Here is a 19,097-nt window from a genome sequence, read left to right on the forward strand (position 1 = left end):
GAGTTGTGGGACTCAACCAGTGGACGGACAACCACGCGGACGACGGACGCGGCGCCGACGGGCGGCCGACGCCACGGCACGGCCGCGCCTCGCTGCTGCGCCTGGCCGCCTGGTTCGAGGAGGCCGACCCGGACCGGGCCGACGCCCTCGCTGCGGCCGCGTACGCCCTCCACCCTGCGCTCCACCTGGAGGGGAGGGTGGACGAGGGCGTCGCCGCCACCACCAGCTGGTGGCAGGCCGAGGCCGACCGCAGCACCGTCACCGAGCACCCGGGCGCCCGCCCGCCCGAGCCGGTGAGCGACCACCGCGCCCAGCAGGCGCGCCTGCGCGACGCCGCCGAGTCCTCCGCCCACTGGCGCCGCGCCGGTGCCGCGCAGATCCGCTCCCTGCTCACCGAGCCCACGGGACGCCGCACCCGCCTGGACCTGTCCGGCGCCGGGATGGAGGTCCTGATGGAGCTCCTCACCGCGGCCCTGGGGTCCGGCGACGCCAGCAGGCGCCCCACCTCCGCCGGGGACCTGGAGTTCGCGCTGCGCCTGCACGTCGTCGCCGCGCCGGGCGCCGACGTCACCATCCGGGGGGAGGGCGGAGAGCTGACCCTGGAGGGGCTGCGCCTGCTGGTGACCTCCTACGAGCAGCACAGCGCCGGCGACCTCGCCCCGCTCCCCGAGGAGCCGGAGGAGGGCGACGCGGACCCCCTCGCCGACGGTTCTCCGGAGGAGGACGCCTCCGCCGCCGGTGCCGACGCGGACCCGCTCGCCGCCGGTGCCGACGCGGACCCGCTCGGCTCCGCCGCCACCGAAGCGGACCCGCCTGCCGCCGAGGACCACGAGGACCTCTCCGAGGAGGCCGAAAAGCCGTCCGAGGACCCGCAGGCCCCCACCGGCTCCGCCGTCCCCGCGTCCCCTGGTGTCCCGGCAGCCCCGTCCGTGCCGTTCGGTTTCCGGACCCCGTTCACCACGGTCGCCTCTGAGAGCTCAGGGGCTCCATCGTCCTCGGCCGCGCCCGGCGGCCCCGCGGCCCCGCTCGACCCGCGGGTCCCCGGCACCCCCGAGAGCCCGGAGACCTCATCGTCCCCGGTCGCGCCCGGCACCCCCGAGGCCCCGGCCGCTTCGACGGAACCCTCCTCCCCCCACTTCCCGGCAGCCCCGCAGTACCCCGCGAACCCCGAGGTCCCGTCCGCACCTGAGAGCGCTGAGACCTCAAACGACCCGCTTAGCCCCACCGTCTCCCGGTACTCTGCCGCCTCGGATCGCTCCGTGAGCACAGACGCCTCTGCTGGCTCCGCTGACGCAGAGGTCCCGACGGCTCCCTCCGCCCCGGCAGACCCAAAGAATCCCGAGGCCCCGGCACCCCTTTTCGACCCCCGGCTCTCGACTGCCTCGGACCGCTCCGAGAACACGGGTGCCCCTGAACCCCCGGCCGCGCCCGGCGGCCCCGCGGCCCCGTTCGACCCACGGGTTCCAGCCGCACCCGAAAGCACGGGGACCCCACCGTCCCCGGCCGCGTCCGGCACCTCCGAGACCCCGGCGGCTTCGGCAGAAGCCTCCTTCCCCCAGTCCCCGGCAGCCCCGCCGTACTCCGCGAACCCCGGTGTCCCGTCCGCCCCGGAGATCCTCGGGACCCCCGCCGCCCCCTCCTACGCGGACATCCTGGGGATTCCGGCCCCCGCCGCCCCCGCGCCTCGCCCCGAGGACACCGAACCCACCGGTAACCTCCCTGGGCCGGACCCGGACACCCCCGGTCCGGACGACCTGTCCGCGAATCCGCCCGAGACGCGATCGTGGGAGTGATGGAGACGGACACCTACAGCGAGGACGCCGCGCTCATCGGCGAACGCCAGGCCGCGGCCCGCGCCCTCCTGGCGCACCCCCTGCTCACCGAGCGCACCCATCCCGCCGAGCTCGCCCTCGTGCGCTCCCACACCGAGTGGCTCGTCCAGCGGTTCCAGCGCGTGCTCGACTACCGCCTGACCGTCGCCGAGGACCACGCCCGCCTGGTCAAACGCGGTCTCGTCACCGAGGTCGCGCGCCCCTTCGCGCGCGGGACCGGAGCCCCCTTCACCCCGCGCACGCACACCTACCTGGCACTGTCCCTGGCCGTCCTGGTCGAGGAGCACGGCCCCGTCACCGTCCGCGGCCTGGCCGGACGCGTCCGCTCCGCCGCGCACGAGGCCGGGGTCGACGCCGATCCCACGCGCGGCCTGGCCGAGCGCCGCGCCTTCTGCGCCGCCCTGCTCCACCTGGTCGCGCTCGGCGCCCTCACCGAGGACTTCGGCACCATCGCCGACCACCAGGAGGACCCCTCCGCCGACGCGGAGCTGATCCCGCACACGCAGGTCCTGCGCTCGGTCGCCGCCCACCTGCCCCGTGCCTCCGACGACCCCGACTCCTTCCTCGCCGCCGCCCGCGACACCGACCCCGACGGCGACCACCAGAGTGAGACCGCCCTGCGCAGGCTCCTCGCCGAGACCGCGGTCGTCTACCGCGAGGAGCTCCCCGACCGCCAGCGCGACCGCCTCGCCGCGCACCAGTGGCGGGCCGCCGCGGCCCTGGGCAACCTCCTGGGCTGCGACACCGAGGTCCGCGCCGAGGGCGTCGCCCTCGTGATGCCCGACGAGGCGGGGACCCGCCACGCCTTCCCCTCCGACGACCCCGTCGGACAGGTCGCCCTGGCCCTGGTCCGCCACCTCTCCGGCCGCCTGCACCCCGGTCGCCCCGCCACCTCATCCCCCGTTCCGGAGGAGGAGCTGGACGCCGCGCTGGAGGCCCTCTGCGGCGCCGACGCACCCGCGCGGGCCGAGTGGGCCCGCACCGCGGGACCCGAGGTCCCCGATCCCGGACGGCTCCGCGAGCGGGTCCTGGTCCTGCTGACCGACCTCGGACTGCTGCGGGGCGCCCCCGGGCGGTGGCGGCTCACCGCCGCGGCCGCCCGCTACGGAGCCGAAACGGACGTCCGCGTCCCCCCGATCCAGGACAATGACGAAGACAGCCGGACACACCCCGACCCGGTGCGTGTCCCCGGCGACGACGAGGGTGAACCCGACGCTCCCGCCGATCCCCGCGGCGACCTGAGCCGGGTGGCGTCCGTGCTGCAAGCGGTGGCGAACGAGAAGGTGAGCGCGACCAGTGGTGACTCAGGAGACCAGCCAGGCCCCGGAAGCGGCGGCGGCGACGGGTCCGGCTGATTCCGCCGGTACCGGCGCCTCCGACGGCGTCCCCCGCTACCGGCTCGAACGCGCGGGCATCCGCAACGTCTGGCAGTACGACGACCACGTCCTGGACTTCGCTGAGGGGCGGCTGCTGCTGCGCGGCCGCAACGGCGCGGGCAAGTCCAAGGCGCTGGAGATGCTGCTCCCGTTCCTGCTCGACGGCGACGTGCGCCGCCTGGACACCACGGGCACCAACCGCACCAGCCTGCGCTGGCTCATGGCCGAGGACACGCGGCCGGGCCGCCTCCACGGGGCCGAGGAGGGCGGTCCCGACCTGCTCGGCGGCCCCGACGCGGAGGACGGTCCCGCGGACGGCCAGCACGGCGCCGACGCGTCCGGCGACCCCGCGGGGGAGGAGGACTCCGGCCCCGCCACCCGGCTCGGCTACCTGTGGGTGGAGTTCACCACCGAGCGCGGCGACCGCGGACTCGACGCCGCGGCCCGCCCCGGAACCGGCCGGGGGGCCTCAGCGCTGCTCGCCGGGGCCGGCGCCAACAGCGCCTCAGCCCTCCTCGCCGCCAGCGCGGCGGCCAGTGCCGCCGCCGAGTCCGACGCGGCGGCGCGGGAGCCGGAGCCCCGCGACCCCGACGCCCCGCCCAGCCACCTGACCCTGGGCGCGGCCGTCATGGCGGTCGGCGACTCCGACCCGCGCTGCGTGTTCTTCGTCACCGACCGCAGGGTCGGCCACGACCTCGAACTCGTCACCGACGGCCGTCCCAAGCCTGTCGACCGCCTCCGCTCGGAAATCGGCGCCGACAACTGCTTCACCAGCCCCGTCCCCTACCGGGCCCGCGTGATGCACGACCTGTTCGGCATCGACGACTCCGTCCGCTACCGCAACCTCGTCCACCTGCTCTACCGGCTGCGCCGCCCCACCATCGGCGACCGCCTGGAGGCCGGGGAGCTCGTCGGCGTCCTGTCCGAGGCGCTGCCGCCCATGGACGAGACCATCCTGGACGAGGTCGCCCGCAACATCGCCGACCTGGAGCGGGCCCGCTCCGACAAGGACGCCCTCACCGAGGCCGGGGCGGGAGTCACCGCGTTCCTGGAGGACTACCGGGGCTACCTCGTCCACACCCTGCGCGCCCGGGCCGCCGAGGTGCGCGAGCAGATCGACGCCGCCGCGGACCGGACCGAGGAGACCGCGCGGCTGCGCGACGAACTGGACAGCCTCATCACGGCGGAGAGCCAGATCTCCGAGGAGCGCGACCAGGCCCGCCGCACCCGCGACACCGCCCGGTCCGACGACACGACCCTCGCCGCCGCCCAGGGCGGCGCCGCCACGGCCACGGACGGCGAGCGCCGCGCCTACGACGCCGCCGTGGGCGCCTACATCCGCGCGGCCGAGGCCGCCTGGGTCGCCGCCGAGCACGCCGAACGGGTCGAACGCCACACCGTCGAGCGGATCGGCGAGGACACCGCCACGATCGAGCGCGCGCTCGACGTCCTGCGCCAGACCCACGCCGAGGCCGCGCGCGCCGCCTCCGCGGCGGGGATCGACCCCGGCGTCCTCGGTACCGTCCCCGACCCGGTCGCCACCGTCCACGCGCCCCGCGAGAGCACCACCCGGGTCGACCTGCGGGGGCTGGAACAGGCCGTCGAACGCGAACCCGTCGAGGGCGTGGACCTGGACGGCCTGCGCGAGCGCCTGGGCCGCCTCCACGACCGCCTCACCGGAGCCGCCGACCGCGCAGCCGACCGCGCCGACCTGGCCGCCCGCCTGACCGGACTCACCGCCGTCGAGGCCGCCGCCGACCGCCGCCTCGTCGCGCTGACCAGCGAGGCCGAGTCCGCCGACGCCGTACTCGAACGCGCACACCAGCGCGAGCAGGACGCCATCGGCCTCGTACGGCGCCAGAGCGCGGCCTACGCCGAGGGCGTCCGGGACTGGTCCGCCCGGCTGCGCGACTCCAGCCACGCGCACGCCCTGGGCGGGGCCATCCACGAGCTGGAGGGCAGCGTCGAACTGCCCATCGACGACGCGCTGCGAGTCCTGGACCCCGCGGTCCCCGGCAGGGTGGCCCGCCTGGCGCACGCCGCCGTGGACCCCCTCCTGGAGGAGCTGCGCGCCCGCCGCGACGTGGCCGTCGGGGAGGAGGGCCAGCTCTCCGGCGAACTCGCGGAACTGGCGGACCGGCGCACCAAGAACGCCGAGCACGCACCCGAGCGCCCCGGATGGGCCACCTACCCGCGCCCCGACGGGGACGGCGTCCCGCTCTACCTGGCCGTCGACTTCGCGGACGGGCTCAGCACGCGCGAGCAGGCCGGGCTGGAGGCCGCCCTGGAGGCCAGCGGACTGCTGGCGGGCTGGGTCCGCGCCGACGGCTCCCTGCACGACCCGACCACGCGCGACCTCATGGTCTCCCCGGTACCGGTCCCCGCGCTGTCGCGCCCCGTCCGAGGCCGGACGCTGTTCGACGTGCTCGTCCCGGCCGCGGGGCCCACCACCGGCCGCGGCGTCGCCCCCGAGACCCTGCGCGCCCTGCTCTCCTCCATCGCCCTGGACTCCGAGGCGGAACGGGCCCGCGACCCCGAGGACTCCGAGGCCGAGCCCCGGCACCGCAAGGACAGCCCCGGCTCCGTCGCCCTCTCCAGCGCCATGTCCCTCTCCGGCGGCTGGCGCCTGGGCGTGGCCTCCGGCGCCCACTACAAGAGCGAACCCGAGTACATCGGCGAGGCCGCACGCAAACGGGCCCGCGACCGCACCACCGCCAACACCGACAGGCGCATGGCGATCGCCGAGGCCCTGCTCGCCGAGGCGGGCGAGCGCCGCTGGGCCGTCGAGCACTCCTACGCCGAACTCCTGGAGGTCTCCCGCGACCTGCCCGACGCCGCCCCCCTGATCCGCGCCTGGGCCGCCCTGGAGGCCGCCCGGGACGACGTGGCCGCCGCGCGCCGCGCCCACGACGTGGCCCGCGACACGGCCGAGGACTGCCGGGCCGAACTGCTCGACGTCCGCGAGAGGCTGCGCCGCTCCTCCGTGGTGGAGGGCACCGAGGAGGGCGGGCCCGCCGAGGGGGAGAAGGACCTGCCCACCGCGCGCGCCGACCTGGACAGCGCCCTGCGCGCCCTGGACCACCTGCGCGTCCTCATCGCCTCCGCTCTGCGCGACCTGGACGTCCTGGCCTGGGAGCTCGCCGACCACGAGCACCACGTCGCCGCCTGGCGGGCCGTCCGGGCCGACCGGGCGCTGGCCGAGGACGCCCGCGCCGCGGCGATCGACGACATGATCACCGTCCGCCGCCAGATCGAGCTCGGCGACCGGGCGCGGGGGGTGGCCGACGAACAGCTCGACGCCGCCCGCGAGCAGGTCGGGGCCAGGGCCGAGGAGGCCGCCCAACGGCTGCCCGAGCTCGAACGCGACGCCCAGCGCGCCCGGGACGAGCGGGTCAGCGCCGAGGCGCGCCTGGCCGCGGCCACGCGCGAGCGCGCCGAGCTGGTGAGCCGCGCGCTCGCGGCCGGGGACGGGCTGGTCTCCGCGGTCACCGGAACCGACGAGTCCGGGGCCGAGGCCCCCGACGCCGTGCTGCTGCGCGCCGCAGGACTGGGCGCGTGCGCCGAGGACGGCGCGCCCCTGGCCGCCTACCTGGCCGCCCGCGCCGAGACCGCGCCCCCCGGGCCCGACGCCCGCCTCGCCCTGCTGGAGGCCTTCGTCGTCCGGATGGAGGAGGGCCTGATCGCCCCTGAGGGCGACGACGCGACGGACGTGCCGCGGGTCGACGACAGCATGGTCCTGGCCAGCCGCGAGGACCTGGACCGGGTGCTCGCCTCGGCGGGCTGGACGCAGGTACGCACCGAGATGAGCGAACCGCGGGGCGTCAAGCGCCTCACGGTCCACGACGAGGACGGCGCGCACGACGTCACCGCCTACGCCGAGCACATCGCCGCCGCGGTCGCCGGGGCCGAGGAGAGCGTCGCGATCGCGGAGGAGGAGGCCTTCGAGCGGCACCTGCTGGGAGAGCTGGCCGGCCACCTGGCGCGCCAGGTGGAGGAGGCCAGGGCCCTCATCGCCACCATGAACGACGTCCTCAAGGACGTCACCACCTCGGCCGGACTGGGCGTGCGCCTGGACTGGCGGCTGGCCCCCGACGCGGGCGCGGACATCGAGGCGGTCGTGCCGCTCCTGGCCACCCCGGCCCGGGAGCGGACCCGTGTGCAGACGACCCGGCTGCGCGACGCGCTCCGGCGCTGCATCGAGGCCATCCGCCGCCTGGACCCCACCGCCACGGGGGGCGCGCAGCTGCGCGCGGCCCTGGACTACCGGTCCTGGTTCACCTTCACCGTGTACGTCACCGACGGCGCGGGCGACGAGCGGCGCCTGGGGCACCGCACGGCGCTCAGCCAGGGCGAGCAGCGCGTGGTGGCCTACCTGGTGCTGTTCGCGGCCGCCGCCGCGCACTTCGACGCCCTGGCGGCCCGGGCGCCGTGGGCGCCGAGGCTGATCCTGCTCGACGACGCCTTCGCCAAGGTCGACGAGCCCACGCACGGGCGCCTGCTGGGTCTGCTGGTCGAACTGGACCTGGACTTCGTCCTGACCTCGGAACGGGTGTGGGGCTGCTTCGCCAGCGTCCCCAGCCTGAACATCTACGAGTGCCTGCGGGACCCGAACGTGCCCGGGATCGCCACCCTGCACTTCACGTGGGACGGGAGCAGGAGACGCCTGGTGGGGGTGTAGGGGTTACTCCTCGGGGGCTCCGCCCCGCTTCGGCCCGCCCGTCGCCCGCCACCGCCCGCGGGGGCGCTTCGCGCCGGGGCGGGCCACCGCCCCCGACGGGCGCTACGCGCGGTGTTCTCCTGGTTCGGGCGCCCGAGGAACGGGAACCCCGGGGCGGGGGGAGCCGGGTGCCGTGTCCTGCGATGAGGGACGTTCGGCGGGTGCTTCCTCCCGGCCTGTCCTAGTCTGCTTGTTCAGAGACCACACATGAACGGGGTGACGAAGTGACTCGGGTACCCGAGACGTTCGAGGGTGGGACGGCGCTCCTGGACGCTCTGGCGCGCTCCGGGCTGCCCCGGGAGGTCAGCTCCTGGGTCAGCGCGGCCCTGTGGGGCGAGGACGCCCTGGAGGCCCGCCTGAGGGGCGAGCGCGTCCCCGAGCCGGAACCCGAGGCCGAGCCGCCCGCGGGCAGGGTCCGGCGGACCTACCTCACGGGGATCAGGGTCCAGGGCTTCCGGGGCATCGGACGCCCGGCCGAACTCACCTTCGACGCCGGCCCCGGGCTCACCGTGATCGTCGGGCGCAACGGCTCGGGCAAGTCCAGCTTCGCCGAGGCGGCCGAGGCCGCCCTCACCGGCCGCAACCCCCGGTGGGACGCCATGCCCACGGGCTGGCGCGACGGCTGGCGCAACCTCCACTACGACGAGCGCACCGAGGCGACCGTGGACGTCCGCGTCGCCGGGGACGAGGGCTCCACCCGCATCACCCGCAGGTGGACGGGCGAGAGCGTCCGCTCCGCGCGCGGCGAGGTCGTCCGCCCGGACGGCGAGGTCTCCCCCCTGAGGACCATGGACTGGGGCGACAACCTCGTGCGCTACCGCCCGTTCCTGTCCTACGACGAACTCGGCCGCACGGTCACCGGGCGCTCGGCCGAGCTGTACGACACGCTCACCGGCCTGCTCGGGCTCAGCGGCCTGGCGGAGGCCGAACGCCGCCTGGCCAAGGTGTGCGACGGGCTCGTCAAGCGCCGCGACCGGCCCTCGCGGGAGCTGCGGTACCTGCTCGACGCGCTCCGGGCCTCCGACGACCCCAGGTCCGCCCAGGCCGTCCAGCTCCTCACCGCCTCCTACTTCGACATGGACGCCCTGCGCAGGCTCGCGTCCGACACCGGGCCCAGCGACCCCGAGCTGCACACGGTCCTGCGCCGCCTGCGGCGGCTGGCCGTGCCCGAGCGGGCGCTGATGTCCGACGTGGTCAACGAGCTCCGGGGCGCGTCCATGGAGCTGGCCATGGCCGCGGGCAGCAAGGGCGACCGCGCGCACGGGGTGGTCAGGCTCCTGGAACAGGCCCTCGAACACCACCAGCGCCACCCCTCGGAGACCGAGTGCCCCACGTGCACCGCGCCGTTGGGAGCCGACTGGGTGCGCCGGGCCAACGCCCAGCTGCGCGCCCTCAAGCCGCAGGCGGCCGTCGTCTCGGCCGCCTACGAGCGCGCCGACGCGGCCAGGGACCAGGCCCGCTTCCTGATGTCACCGGCGCCGGGCTGGCTGCCGCCGGAGAGCGAGCTGGGCCAGGTGTGGTCGCTGTGGGAGTCCGGCGCGGACATCGACGACCTGGCCGAGCTGGCCGAGCACGTCGAGGCGGTCGGCCGCAGGCTGCGCGCGGCCGCGGTGAGCGCCCGCCGGGACGCGAGCGAGCGGCTGGAGGACCCGACCGGAGGCTGGTCGGAGCTGGCCGAGCAGCTCTCGGGGTGGCTGGACGACGCCCAGGACGCCCTCAGGGCGAGCGATGCCCTCAACGGGGCCGAGGCCGCGCTGACCTGGCTGTCGGAGCAGGCGAGGATCCTACGCGAGGAGCGGCTGGGACCGGTCGCCGCACAGGCCGAGCAGGTCTGGTACCGCCTGCGCCAGGAGCGCCACATCGACCTCCAGGGCATGCGGCTGATCGGCCGGGGCGCCCGGCGCCGGGTCGAGGTGGACGTGTCGGTCGACGGGGTCGGGGACCAGACCAGCGCGCCCGGACTCCTGAGCCAGGGCGAGTTCCAGGCGCTGGCGCTGTCCATCTGCCTGCCGCGCACCCTGGTGGAGGGCAACCCCTTCGGCTTCCTGGTCCTGGACGACCCGGTCCAGGCGATGGACACCGAGACCGTGGAGGGGCTGTCCGCGGTGCTGGCGGAGGTGGGCAGGCACCGGCAGCTGATCGTGTTCACCCACGACACCCGCCTGTCCGACGCCCTGCGCAGGCTGGGCCTGCCCGCGAACATCCGCACGATCAACCGGGACGCCATGTCCAACGTGTGGGTCGAGGCGGTCTGAGTCACAGTCGTGGCGCCGAAACCCCTGTGAACAGGGGTTTCGGCGCCCGGGCGCGGTCCGGGGGTATTCGATTTGGCAGAGCACCCCCGGATCCCTGTATAGTCATGACCAGCGCAAGGGGGCAACACCCCCGGGGCGGACGAGAGAAAGCCCCACCAGCGCGCCCCTTTAGCTCAGTCGGCAGAGCGTCTCCATGGTAAGGAGAAGGTCTACGGTTCGATTCCGTAAAGGGGCTCCACCACTTGACGGGGTACGGTCCACTCAGGTGGGTGGCCGGAGGGAGCATCCGCCGGCCTGCGCCGGGTCACAGCCCTGCTAGGGTTGTGCCCGTTGATCGGGGCGGGGTAGCTCAGTCGGTAGAGCAAGCGGCTCATAATCGCTGTGTCGTCGGTTCAAGTCCGGCCCCCGCTACCAACCCGCTGACCCCTGAGCCCACATCTCAGGGGTCGTCGCGGGCGTTTACCACTGTTTCCAGCGAGAAAGGCACTCCGAAGTGGCTGCCACCGACGTGAGGCCGAAGATCACCCTGGCCTGCCAGGAGTGCAATCACCGGAACTACATCACCCGCAAGAACCGTCGGAACACCCCCGACCGTCTCGCGATCAAGAAGTTCTGCCCGAACTGCCGCAAGCACAACGAGCACCGCGAGACCCGTTAGTCCCGCGCGAGCGTCCCTGTCGAGCGCGATCGTCTCCGCCGCGACGTCGCAGAGGCAGTTCTCGAAGGCTTCCAGCCCGGTGAGCGATCCGCTCACCGGGCTGTTCGCGTGTCCGGGCCCCTTCACGACAGGAGAGAGCGTGGCGATCAACCCTGACTACCTCGGCCGGGAGTACCCCGCGCCGGAGGCCTACGAGGTCACCCGGGGCAAGATCCGGGAGTTCGCCGAGGCGGTCAACGACCCCAACCCGGTCTACACCGACCAGGCCTCGGCCCGGGCGGCCGGGCACCCCGACGTGGTCGCCCCGCCCACCTTCCCGGTCATCCTGGGGATGGCCGGCTCGGCGCAGGCCATCGCCGACCCCAGCCTCGGCCTGGACTTCTCCCGGGTCGTGCACGGCGACCAGAGCTTCCGCTACAGCCGTCCGCTGCACGCCGGAGACGTCCTCAGCAGTGTCACCCGCATCACGGCCATCCGGGCCCTGGGCAGCAACGAGCTGATCACCCTGGAGACCGCGGCCCACGACGCCGACGGCGAGCACGTGGTCACCGCCACGATGATGCTGGTCGCGCGAGGAGGAGAGGAATGAGCAGGCTGCGCCACGCCGACGTCGAGGTCGGCACCGAGCTGCCCGAGCGCACCTTCCCGGTCCGCCGCCTGGACCTGGTCCGCTACGCGGGCGCCTCGGGCGACTTCAACCCGATCCACTGGAACGAGCGCTTCGCCAAGTCGGTCGGGCTGCCCGACGTCATCGCGCACGGCATGTTCACCATGGCCGAGGCCGCGCGGGTGCTCACCGACTGGGCGGGCGACCCCGGCTGCGTCGTCGACTACTCCGTGCGCTTCTCCGCGCCCGTGGTGGTCCCCGACGACGACGAGGGCGCCGAGATCACCGTCGGCGGCAAGGTCAAGACCAAGAACGACGACGGCACCGTCACGGTGCTGCTGACCGCGCGGTCGGGCGGCGCCAAGGTCCTGGTGCAGTCCAAGGCCACCGTGCGCCTGGCGAGGTAGACGTGACCGCACTCTCCGAGTACACCACCCTGCGCCTGGGCGGCCCGGCGCGGACCTTCCGGGTCGCCGGCACCACCGACGAACTGGTCGCCGCGGTCTCCGGGGCCGACGCCGCCGGTGAGCCCGTCCTCGTCCTGGGCGGCGGCAGCAACCTCGTGGTCTCCGACGCCGGGTTCCCCGGAACCGTGGTCCTCGTGGACTCCAAGGGGGTCTCCTTCGAGGAGGCGGGCACCGACGACGCGGGCGAACCGGTCGTGCTGCTGCGCGCCGAAGCGGGCGTGGAGTGGGACCCGCTGGTGGAGCGCGTCGTCGCCGAGGGCCTCAGCGGGCTGGAGTTCCTGTCGGGCATCCCCGGCCGGGTCGGCTCCACCCCCATCCAGAACGTGGGCGCCTACGGCCAGGACGTCAGCCAGACCATCCGCGAGGTGCTCGTCCACGACCGGCGCACCGGCGAGCGGCGCCGGATGACCAACGCCGGGTGCGGCTTCAGCTACCGCGACAGCGTCTTCAAGGGCGACGACCGTTATGTGGTGTGCGAGGTGGTCTTCGCGCTGCGCCGATCCAAGCTCAGCCGTCCCGTCGCCTACGCCGAGGTGGCCCGCACCCTGGGGGCCGAGGCGGGCGCCCGGGTGCCGCTGGAACAGGCGCGGGAGACCGTCCTGGGGCTGCGCAGGGGCAAGGGCATGGTCCTGGACCCCGCCGACCCCGACACCCGCAGCGCCGGGTCGTTCTTCACCAACCCCGTCGTCACCGCCGAGGAGTTCGCGGCCGTGCGCGAGCGGGCCGCCGCCCGCCTGGGCGCCGACGTGCAGGTGCCCGGTCACCCCGACGCGCGGGGGGACGTCAAGCTCTCCGCGGCCTGGCTGATCGACCGCGCCGGGTTCACCAAGGGGTACGGCGACGGTCCCGCGCGCATCTCCGGCAAGCACAGCCTCGCCCTGACCAACCCCGGCGGCGCCACCACCGGGGACCTCCTGGAGCTGGCCCGCGAGGTGCGGGCGGGCGTGGAGGAGGCCTTCGGGGTCCGCCTGGTCAACGAGCCGGTGATGGTCGGCGTCTCGCTCTGACCCGGGGTTCCGCCCCGGCCCCAGCCGCGCCCAATTTCGGAGTTGGGCGCGGCGAACTTGTTTTTCAGGGCTGACTGATAAAACAATTCAGTAAAGCCATGAATTGCATTCCCCTTCTGTCCTGCCATAAAGTCGGAGGCGTCGAAGGGGAGTAGTCCCCAATGCGTGCGATCGACACACTGGCCGCCCCGCGGCCCGGTCGTACGAGCCCGGCCAGGCCAGACGTGCCGAGCCAGGAGCGGACGAGACCTTTGACCCGGAAAAGACCGGGTTGAAGTGGCGTCCGCCGCCTTCTGCCCAGACACAGTCGGACGGAAGGGGAAACATGACGGGGTTCACCGCCGGGCTGGTATTCAGCGCCTTCGCCATCTTCATCGCCGAAATGGGTGACAAGACCCAACTCGTGGCGATGTCCCTGGCCACCCGCTACCGGGCCCTCACGGTCGTCCTCGGCATCACCGCCGCCACCGCCGTCGTGCACGCGGGCAGCGTCCTGCTGTCCGAGGTCCTGGGCGCCGCGCTGCCCACCGACTGGCTCACCCTCGCCGCAGGTGTCGCGTTCCTGTTCTTCGGCGCGTGGACCCTGCGCGGCGACGAGATGAGCGACAAGGACGAGGCCCGCGCGGCCTCCCGGCGCATCCGCTCCGCGTTCGCGACCGTCTTCGTGGTCTTCCTCGTCGCCGAACTCGGTGACAAGACCATGCTCGCCACGATCACGGTCGGCACCCAGTACCACTGGCTGCCCGTGTGGATCGGCTCCACCGTGGGCATGGTCGCGGCCGACGCCATCGCCATCGCGCTGGGCGCCGTGCTCGGCAAGAAGCTGCCCGAGCGCGCCATCCAGATCGGCGCGGCCGTCCTGTTCTTCGTCGCGGGCGCGGCCATGCTGGGCCAGGGCGCCTGGATGCTCCTCGGCTGAGCCCTGAGCCCTGAGCCCTGAGCCCTGAGCCCTGAGCCCTGAGCCGGGAGGTGGGCCGCTCCGGCGGGCACGGGACCGCGCCCCGGGCGGCTCAGTCCCCGGCGGGCTCCGGGTCGGCGGCCAGCCACGCGTCCACCCCGGCCAGCAGCTCCTTGCGCAGCGACTCCGGCGCGCCCGAGCCGCGGACCGACATCCGTGCCAGCTCGGCCAGCTCCGGGTCGGAGAACCCGAGCACCTCGCGGGCGATCCGGTACTGCTCCACCAGGCGCGGCCCGAACAGCAGCGGGTCGTCGGTGCCCAGCGCGACCGGCACCCCGGCGTCGAAGAGCGTGCGCAGCGGCAGCTGCCCCAGGTCGTCGTACACCCCCAGGCCCACGTTGGAGGTCGGGCAGACCTCCAGCGTCACCCCGCGTTCGGCGATGCGCTCCACCAGCCGCGGGTCCTCCACGGCCCGCACCCCGTGTCCGATCCGGTCGGCGTCCAGCACGTCCAGGCACTCGCGCACGCTGCGGGGCCCCTGGAGCTCACCGCCGTGCGGCGCGGAGAGCAGCCCGGCCCGGCGCGCGATCCGGAAGGCCCCCTCGAACTCCAGGGCGCGGCCCCGCCGCTCGTCGTTGTTCAGGCCGAACGACACCACGCCCCTGCCCGCGTACTGGCGGGCCAGGCGGGCCAGCACCTTGGCGTCCAGCGGGTGCCTGGTGCGGTTGGCCGCCACCATCAGGCCGACGTGTACGCCGGTCGCGCGCTCAGCGGCGCGGGCCGCGTCCAGGAACAGTTCCAGGGTGGCGGTGAGCCCGTCGAAGAGCGACGCGTAACCACTCGGGTCCACCTGGATCTCCAGCCAGCCGGACCCGGCCGCGCGTTCGTCCTCGGCCGCCTCGCGCAGCAGCCGGTACACGTCCTCGGGTCTGCGCAGCACCGACCGGGCGATGTCGTACAGGCGCTGGAAGCGGAACCAGCCGCGCTCGTCCGTGGCGCGGAGCCTGGGCGGCCACTCCTCGACCAGGGCCTGGGGGAGGTGGATGCCGTGCTCGGCGGCCAGCTCCACCAGGGTGGGATGGCGCATCGACCCGGTGAAGTGCAGGTGCAGGTGTGCTTTGGGCAGCCGGTCCAACCGGCGGGCGCTGGTCGGTGTCTCCATGACGTAAGCCTGCCGTATACGGCGTGCCCCCGGTGCCAGGACGCCCCACTTCGGTGCGCGGGGACCGGCCCCGTACACGCGGACGCGCCCCCGGGAACCGGTCCCCGGGGCGCGTCAACGGAGTCGGTGACTGCGTGCCCGGCTTCAGGGGGTTCTGGCCGGGTGCCCGCGGGGTTCTGGAGGTGGCGGAGGCGGGTTCGCGAGGAACGCGCGAACCCGCCGGAGACACCACTGTGCCTGCTTCAACCCGATTCCCGCTCCTTGGGCGCCCGGACACGGGGCGAAGCGCAGCGGAGCCCCAGAGAGGCGCTGCTACTTGGCCTCGGCCAGCAGCTTCTGGATGCGGCTCACGCCCTCGGCGAGGTCCTCGTCGCTGAGCGCGTAGGACAGGCGCAGGTAGCCGGGGGTGCCGAAGGCCTCACCGGGCACCACGGCGACCTCGGCCTGCTCCAGGATGAGCTCGGCCAGCTCGGTGGAGGTCCGCGGCGTCCGGCCGCGGATCTCCTTGCCCAGCACGCCCTTGACCGAGGGGTAGGCGTAGAAGGCGCCCTGCGGCTCGGGGCAGACCACGCCGTCGATCTCGTTGAGCATGCGCACGATGGTCCTGCGGCGGCGGTCGAAGGCCTCGCGCATCGTCGCCACGGCGTCCAGGTCGCCGGAGACCGCGGCCAGGGCGGCGGCCTGCGAGACGTTGGCGACGTTGGAGGTGGCGTGCGACTGGAGGTTGCCCGCGGCCTTGACCACGTCCTTGGGGCCGATGATCCACCCCACGCGCCAGCCGGTCATCGCGTAGGTCTTGGCCACGCCGTTGACGATGACGGTGCGGTCGGCGATCTCGGGCACCTCGACGGGCAGCGAGGAGAACTCGGCGTCCCCGTAGACCAGGTGCTCGTAGATCTCGTCGGTCAGCACCCACAGGCCGTGCCCGTTCGCCCAGCGGCCGATCTCGCGGACCTGCTCGCGCGGGTACACGGCGCCGGTCGGGTTGGACGGGGAGACGAACACCAGGACCTTGGTGCGCTCGCTGCGGGCCGCCTCCAGCTGCTCCACACTGGCCAGGTAGCCGGTGCTCTCGTCGGTGACGACGAAGACCGGCACGCCGCCCGCGAGCTTGATGGACTCGGGGTAGGTGGTCCAGTACGGGGCGATGACGATGACCTCGTCGCCCGGGTCCAGCATGGCGGCGAAGGCCTCGTAGATGGCCTGCTTGCCGCCGTTGGTCACCAGGACCTGCGCGGGGTCGACCTCGTAGCCGGAGTCGCGCAGGGTCTTCTCGGCGATGGCCTTCTTGAGCTCGGGCAGGCCGCCGGCGGGCGTGTAGCGGTGGAACCGGGGCTCACGGGCGGCCTCGACGGCGGCCTCGACGATGTAGTCGGGCGTCGGGAAGTCGGGCTCTCCCGCGCCGAAGCCGATGACGGCACGGCCCTCCGCCTTCATGGCCTTGGCCTTGGCGTCCACGGCCAGGGTGGCGGACTCGGAGATCGCGCTGATACGTGCAGAGAGACGGGGTCGATCAGTCATGCCTCCCATGTTGTCATGCGCCCCTGCTCCGGGGGCGGGCGGGAAGGAGGGCGCAACCGGACGAGGGGGTCGTTTCCCCTCCCCGGCGGGACGAACGGTTTGGTCACGGCGTCCCGAGCGCATACACTCTTGCGGGTCGGCCGGTCGTGGCCCAGGTGTTACCTGGCGCACGGTGTGCGTAGCGCACCGGAACCGGCTATGGTGGGATCGCAGTTTCCGCTAAGGGCAGTGGCTCAATTGGCAGAGCACCGGTCTCCAAAACCGGCGGTTGGGGGTTCGAGTCCCTCCTGCCCTGCACCTTCGCGCGTGCGGTGCGGCGCCCCAGCGGGCGCCGCACCGTCACGGGCACCGAAACTACGGGGACAAGTAGCAGCCCGCGACCCTAAGGACCCCAGGTGACTCAGACTGACGCCGACGCCAAGCCCGACAAGGAGCCCAAGCGTCGTACCGGTCCGGTGACGTTCACCAAGCAGGTCGCCGGAGAGCTGCGCAAGGTCCGCTGGCCCACGCGCCGCGAGCTGGTGACCTACACCATCGTGGTCCTCGTCTTCGTGCTGGTCGTCCTGGGATACGTCTCCCTCGTGGACTGGGGCTTCGGCGAGGCGGTCACCTGGCTGTACGGCACGTTCGGCACTCCGCAGGGCGTCTGACCACCCCTTCCGCGCCGCCTCTCCCGCAGGAGTCGGGACGTGGCCTCACTCGTCCGCGCGTTGGTCCCGGTTCGCCCGGAGAGACCGTAAGCTGGCAGAACCGGGTTCGACGTACAGCGCTGCCTCGTGTGCGTCGCCCCGAGAGCGAATCCGACGAGAGAAAGAGCAGCCGTGTCCGAGTCCCCACTGACCTCTGACGACTTCCCCGAAGAGGAGCCGGTTCAGTCGTCGGCGGAAGAGACCGGCCTGGCGGGCGAGCTGCCGGAGGACGCGACCGACGCGGTCGACACCGACAGCCCGGAGCTGACCGGTGACGCCGACGAGTCCGACGCCGCCGACGACCACGAGGGCGCCCTGGAGGACTCCGAGGAGTCCGAGGAGGAGGGCGAGGCCGCCGAGGAGGAGGCCCCCCGCCTGGACCCCGTCGAGGAGTTCAAGAACGAGCTCGTCCTGCTGCCCGGCGACTGGTACGTCGTGCACACCTACGCCGGTTACGAGAAGCGGGTCAAGGCCAACGTCGAGAGCCGCACCCAGTCCCTCAACATGGAGGAGTACATCTTCCAGGTCGAGGTGCCCGAGCACGAGGTCACCGAGGTCAAGAGCGGCAAGCGCCAGCAGGTCACCGAGAAGGTCCTGCCCGGGTACGTGCTCGTCCGCATGGACCTGACCGACGAGTCCTGGTCGGCCATCCGCAACACCCCGGGCGTCACCGGCTTCGTGGGCCTGTCCAACAAGCCCGCGCCGCTGAGCCTGACCGAGGTGGCCAAGCTCCTCGCCCCCGAGCCGGAGGTGGAGCCGGAGCAGGCGCAGCAGGCCCGGGCCGCGGGCGGCGTCGGAGAGGCCCGTATGGACGTGGCCTACGAGGTCGGCGAGTCCGTGACCGTCATGGAGGGTCCGTTCGCGACCCTGCCCGCGACGGTCAGCGAGATCAACCCCGACACCCAGAAGCTCAAGGTGCTGGTGTCGATCTTCGGCCGCGAGACGCCGGTCGAGCTGTCGTTCAACCAGGTCGCCAAGATCTAGCACGTCCACACCGGGTGCCCCGGCAGGCGTTCCGCGCCCGCCGGGGCACCCGGTGTCTTCCCCCGCCGCTCGGGCTCGGGCCCTGCGGTCGCGAAGCGCCTGTCAGGGCACTCGTGCTCTCCGCCGCTCGGGCTCGGGCCCTGTGATCGCGAAGCGCCTGTCAGGGCACTCGTGCGAGCGGCATAGACTTGGTGGGTCCGCCCCGTGGCGGACCCACTCGCGCGCCCCGCTCCGGCGGGACGCGCCCCCGGTCCGCCCGGTCCCGGCGGGCCGACGCCCCGCGCCTGTCGGGCGCGGGATCCCCGCCTCCTTCGGCAGCGGTTCCCCGGCCTCAACGGCCGCGCGGTGCCGTCAGGGAGGCGACGGGACCAGAACACAACGCAGATCAGGCAAAGGACCCGATATGCCTCCGAAGAAGAAACTTGCCGCACTCGTCAAGGTGCAGCTCCCCGCCGGTCAGGCGACCCCGGCGCCGCCCGTCGGTACCGCGCTCGGCCCGCACGGCGTCAACATCATGGACTTCTGCAAGCAGTACAACGCTGCCACGGAGTCCCAGCGCGGCAACGTCATCCCCGTAGAGATCTCCATCTACGAGGACCGTTCTTTCACCTTCGTCACCAAGACGCCTCCGGCGCCGAAGCTGATCCTGAAGGCCGCCGGTCTGGACAAGGCCGCCACCGACCCGGGCCGCAGCACCGCCGGTTCCATCACCGCCGAGCAGGTCCGCGAGATCGCGCAGACCAAGCTGCCCGACCTCAACACCGAGGACATCGAGGCCGCCACCAAGATCGTCGCCGGTACCGCCCGCTCGATGGGCATCGAGGTCAAGTAGTCCCCGCACGGCGCCACCGGCCCGCGGAGGCCGGAGCGACCGGGGACGCTCGACGTTCAAGAACCACCGTGGCAGGGCCAGGCGCTGGCCCG

At 73.7% G+C, this 19,097-nt stretch carries 14 protein-coding genes and 3 tRNA genes; 15 read left to right on the forward strand and 2 right to left on the reverse strand.

Annotation, left to right across the window (positions count from 1 at the left end):
* Positions 1 to 5: 5 nt before the first annotated feature.
* The 11 genes from FYW99_RS02185 to FYW99_RS02235 all read left to right on the forward strand — a co-directional run bounded on the left by FYW99_RS02185 (position 6) and on the right by FYW99_RS02235 (position 13,838).
* Positions 6 to 1,793 carry a DUF2397 family protein gene (locus FYW99_RS02185; protein ID WP_150249501.1) on the forward strand — a complete coding sequence of 596 codons (1,788 nt, stop codon included), beginning with the start codon at positions 6 to 8 and terminating at the stop codon, positions 1,791 to 1,793.
* Entirely contained in the window at positions 1,793 to 3,187 is a 1,395-nt protein-coding gene (locus FYW99_RS02190; RefSeq protein ID WP_150249503.1) for a TIGR02678 family protein, read from the forward strand. Before FYW99_RS02185 ends, FYW99_RS02190 begins: the two co-directional genes overlap by 1 nt.
* A complete protein-coding gene (locus tag FYW99_RS02195; protein ID WP_150249507.1) occupies positions 3,129 to 7,886 on the forward strand; it encodes a TIGR02680 family protein in 4,758 nt (1,585 codons plus the stop codon). The genes FYW99_RS02190 and FYW99_RS02195 overlap by 59 nt, the downstream gene beginning before the upstream one ends.
* Before the next feature lie 263 nt (positions 7,887 to 8,149).
* Positions 8,150 to 10,180, forward strand: a complete 2,031-nt coding sequence (locus tag FYW99_RS02200; RefSeq protein ID WP_150249510.1) for an ATP-binding protein — start codon at positions 8,150 to 8,152, stop codon at positions 10,178 to 10,180.
* Between the two features lie 162 nt (positions 10,181 to 10,342).
* Positions 10,343 to 10,418: transfer RNA gene (locus tag FYW99_RS02205), tRNA-Thr, on the forward strand.
* A 100-nt stretch (positions 10,419 to 10,518) separates the two neighbouring features.
* Positions 10,519 to 10,594 (forward strand) — tRNA-Met (locus FYW99_RS02210).
* Positions 10,595 to 10,673: 79 nt separating this feature from the next.
* A complete protein-coding gene (gene rpmG / locus FYW99_RS02215; RefSeq protein ID WP_013156089.1) occupies positions 10,674 to 10,838 on the forward strand; it encodes a 50S ribosomal protein L33 in 165 nt (54 codons plus the stop codon).
* Between the two features lie 139 nt (positions 10,839 to 10,977).
* Positions 10,978 to 11,427, forward strand: coding sequence for a MaoC family dehydratase N-terminal domain-containing protein (locus tag FYW99_RS02220; protein WP_150249514.1), 450 nt, complete (start codon positions 10,978 to 10,980; stop codon positions 11,425 to 11,427).
* Positions 11,424 to 11,852: a MaoC family dehydratase gene (locus FYW99_RS02225; RefSeq protein WP_097636072.1), complete on the forward strand. Its 429-nt coding sequence runs from the start codon at positions 11,424 to 11,426 to the stop codon at positions 11,850 to 11,852. Before FYW99_RS02220 ends, FYW99_RS02225 begins: the two co-directional genes overlap by 4 nt.
* 2 nt (positions 11,853 to 11,854) lie before the next feature.
* Positions 11,855 to 12,919, forward strand: coding sequence for a UDP-N-acetylmuramate dehydrogenase (locus FYW99_RS02230; protein ID WP_150249519.1), 1,065 nt, complete (start codon positions 11,855 to 11,857; stop codon positions 12,917 to 12,919).
* Between the two features lie 325 nt (positions 12,920 to 13,244).
* Entirely contained in the window at positions 13,245 to 13,838 is a 594-nt protein-coding gene (locus FYW99_RS02235) for a TMEM165/GDT1 family protein (RefSeq protein ID WP_150249522.1), read from the forward strand.
* Positions 13,839 to 13,929: 91 nt separating this feature from the next.
* On the opposite strand, the gene FYW99_RS02240 is transcribed toward FYW99_RS02235, so the two are convergent.
* Together FYW99_RS02240 and FYW99_RS02245 are read right to left on the reverse strand one after the other, a co-directional pair.
* Positions 13,930 to 14,979, reverse strand: coding sequence for an adenosine deaminase (locus FYW99_RS02240; protein ID WP_150249525.1), 1,050 nt, complete (start codon positions 14,977 to 14,979; stop codon positions 13,930 to 13,932).
* Positions 14,980 to 15,291: 312 nt separating this feature from the next.
* Entirely contained in the window at positions 15,292 to 16,500 is a 1,209-nt protein-coding gene (locus FYW99_RS02245) for a pyridoxal phosphate-dependent aminotransferase (protein WP_190394512.1), read from the reverse strand.
* Positions 16,501 to 16,722: 222 nt separating this feature from the next.
* On the opposite strand from FYW99_RS02245, the gene FYW99_RS02250 reads away from it, so the two are divergent.
* The 4 genes from FYW99_RS02250 (at position 16,723) to rplK (ending at position 19,005) form a co-directional block, all read left to right on the forward strand.
* A tRNA-Trp gene (locus FYW99_RS02250) sits at positions 16,723 to 16,795 on the forward strand.
* A gap of 100 nt (positions 16,796 to 16,895) precedes the next feature.
* Complete coding sequence (gene secE / locus FYW99_RS02255) at positions 16,896 to 17,150, forward strand: preprotein translocase subunit SecE (RefSeq protein WP_013156096.1); 255 nt, start codon at positions 16,896 to 16,898, stop codon at positions 17,148 to 17,150.
* A gap of 171 nt (positions 17,151 to 17,321) precedes the next feature.
* Positions 17,322 to 18,173 carry a transcription termination/antitermination protein NusG gene (nusG, locus tag FYW99_RS02260; RefSeq protein WP_150249528.1) on the forward strand — a complete coding sequence of 284 codons (852 nt, stop codon included), beginning with the start codon at positions 17,322 to 17,324 and terminating at the stop codon, positions 18,171 to 18,173.
* Between the two features lie 403 nt (positions 18,174 to 18,576).
* Positions 18,577 to 19,005, forward strand: coding sequence for a 50S ribosomal protein L11 (rplK, locus tag FYW99_RS02265; RefSeq protein ID WP_150249531.1), 429 nt, complete (start codon positions 18,577 to 18,579; stop codon positions 19,003 to 19,005).
* Positions 19,006 to 19,097 lie beyond the last annotated feature (92 nt).

It is taken from the genome of Nocardiopsis deserti (assembly GCF_008638355.1).
Lineage (GTDB): Bacteria > Actinomycetota > Actinomycetes > Streptosporangiales > Streptosporangiaceae > Nocardiopsis > Nocardiopsis alborubida.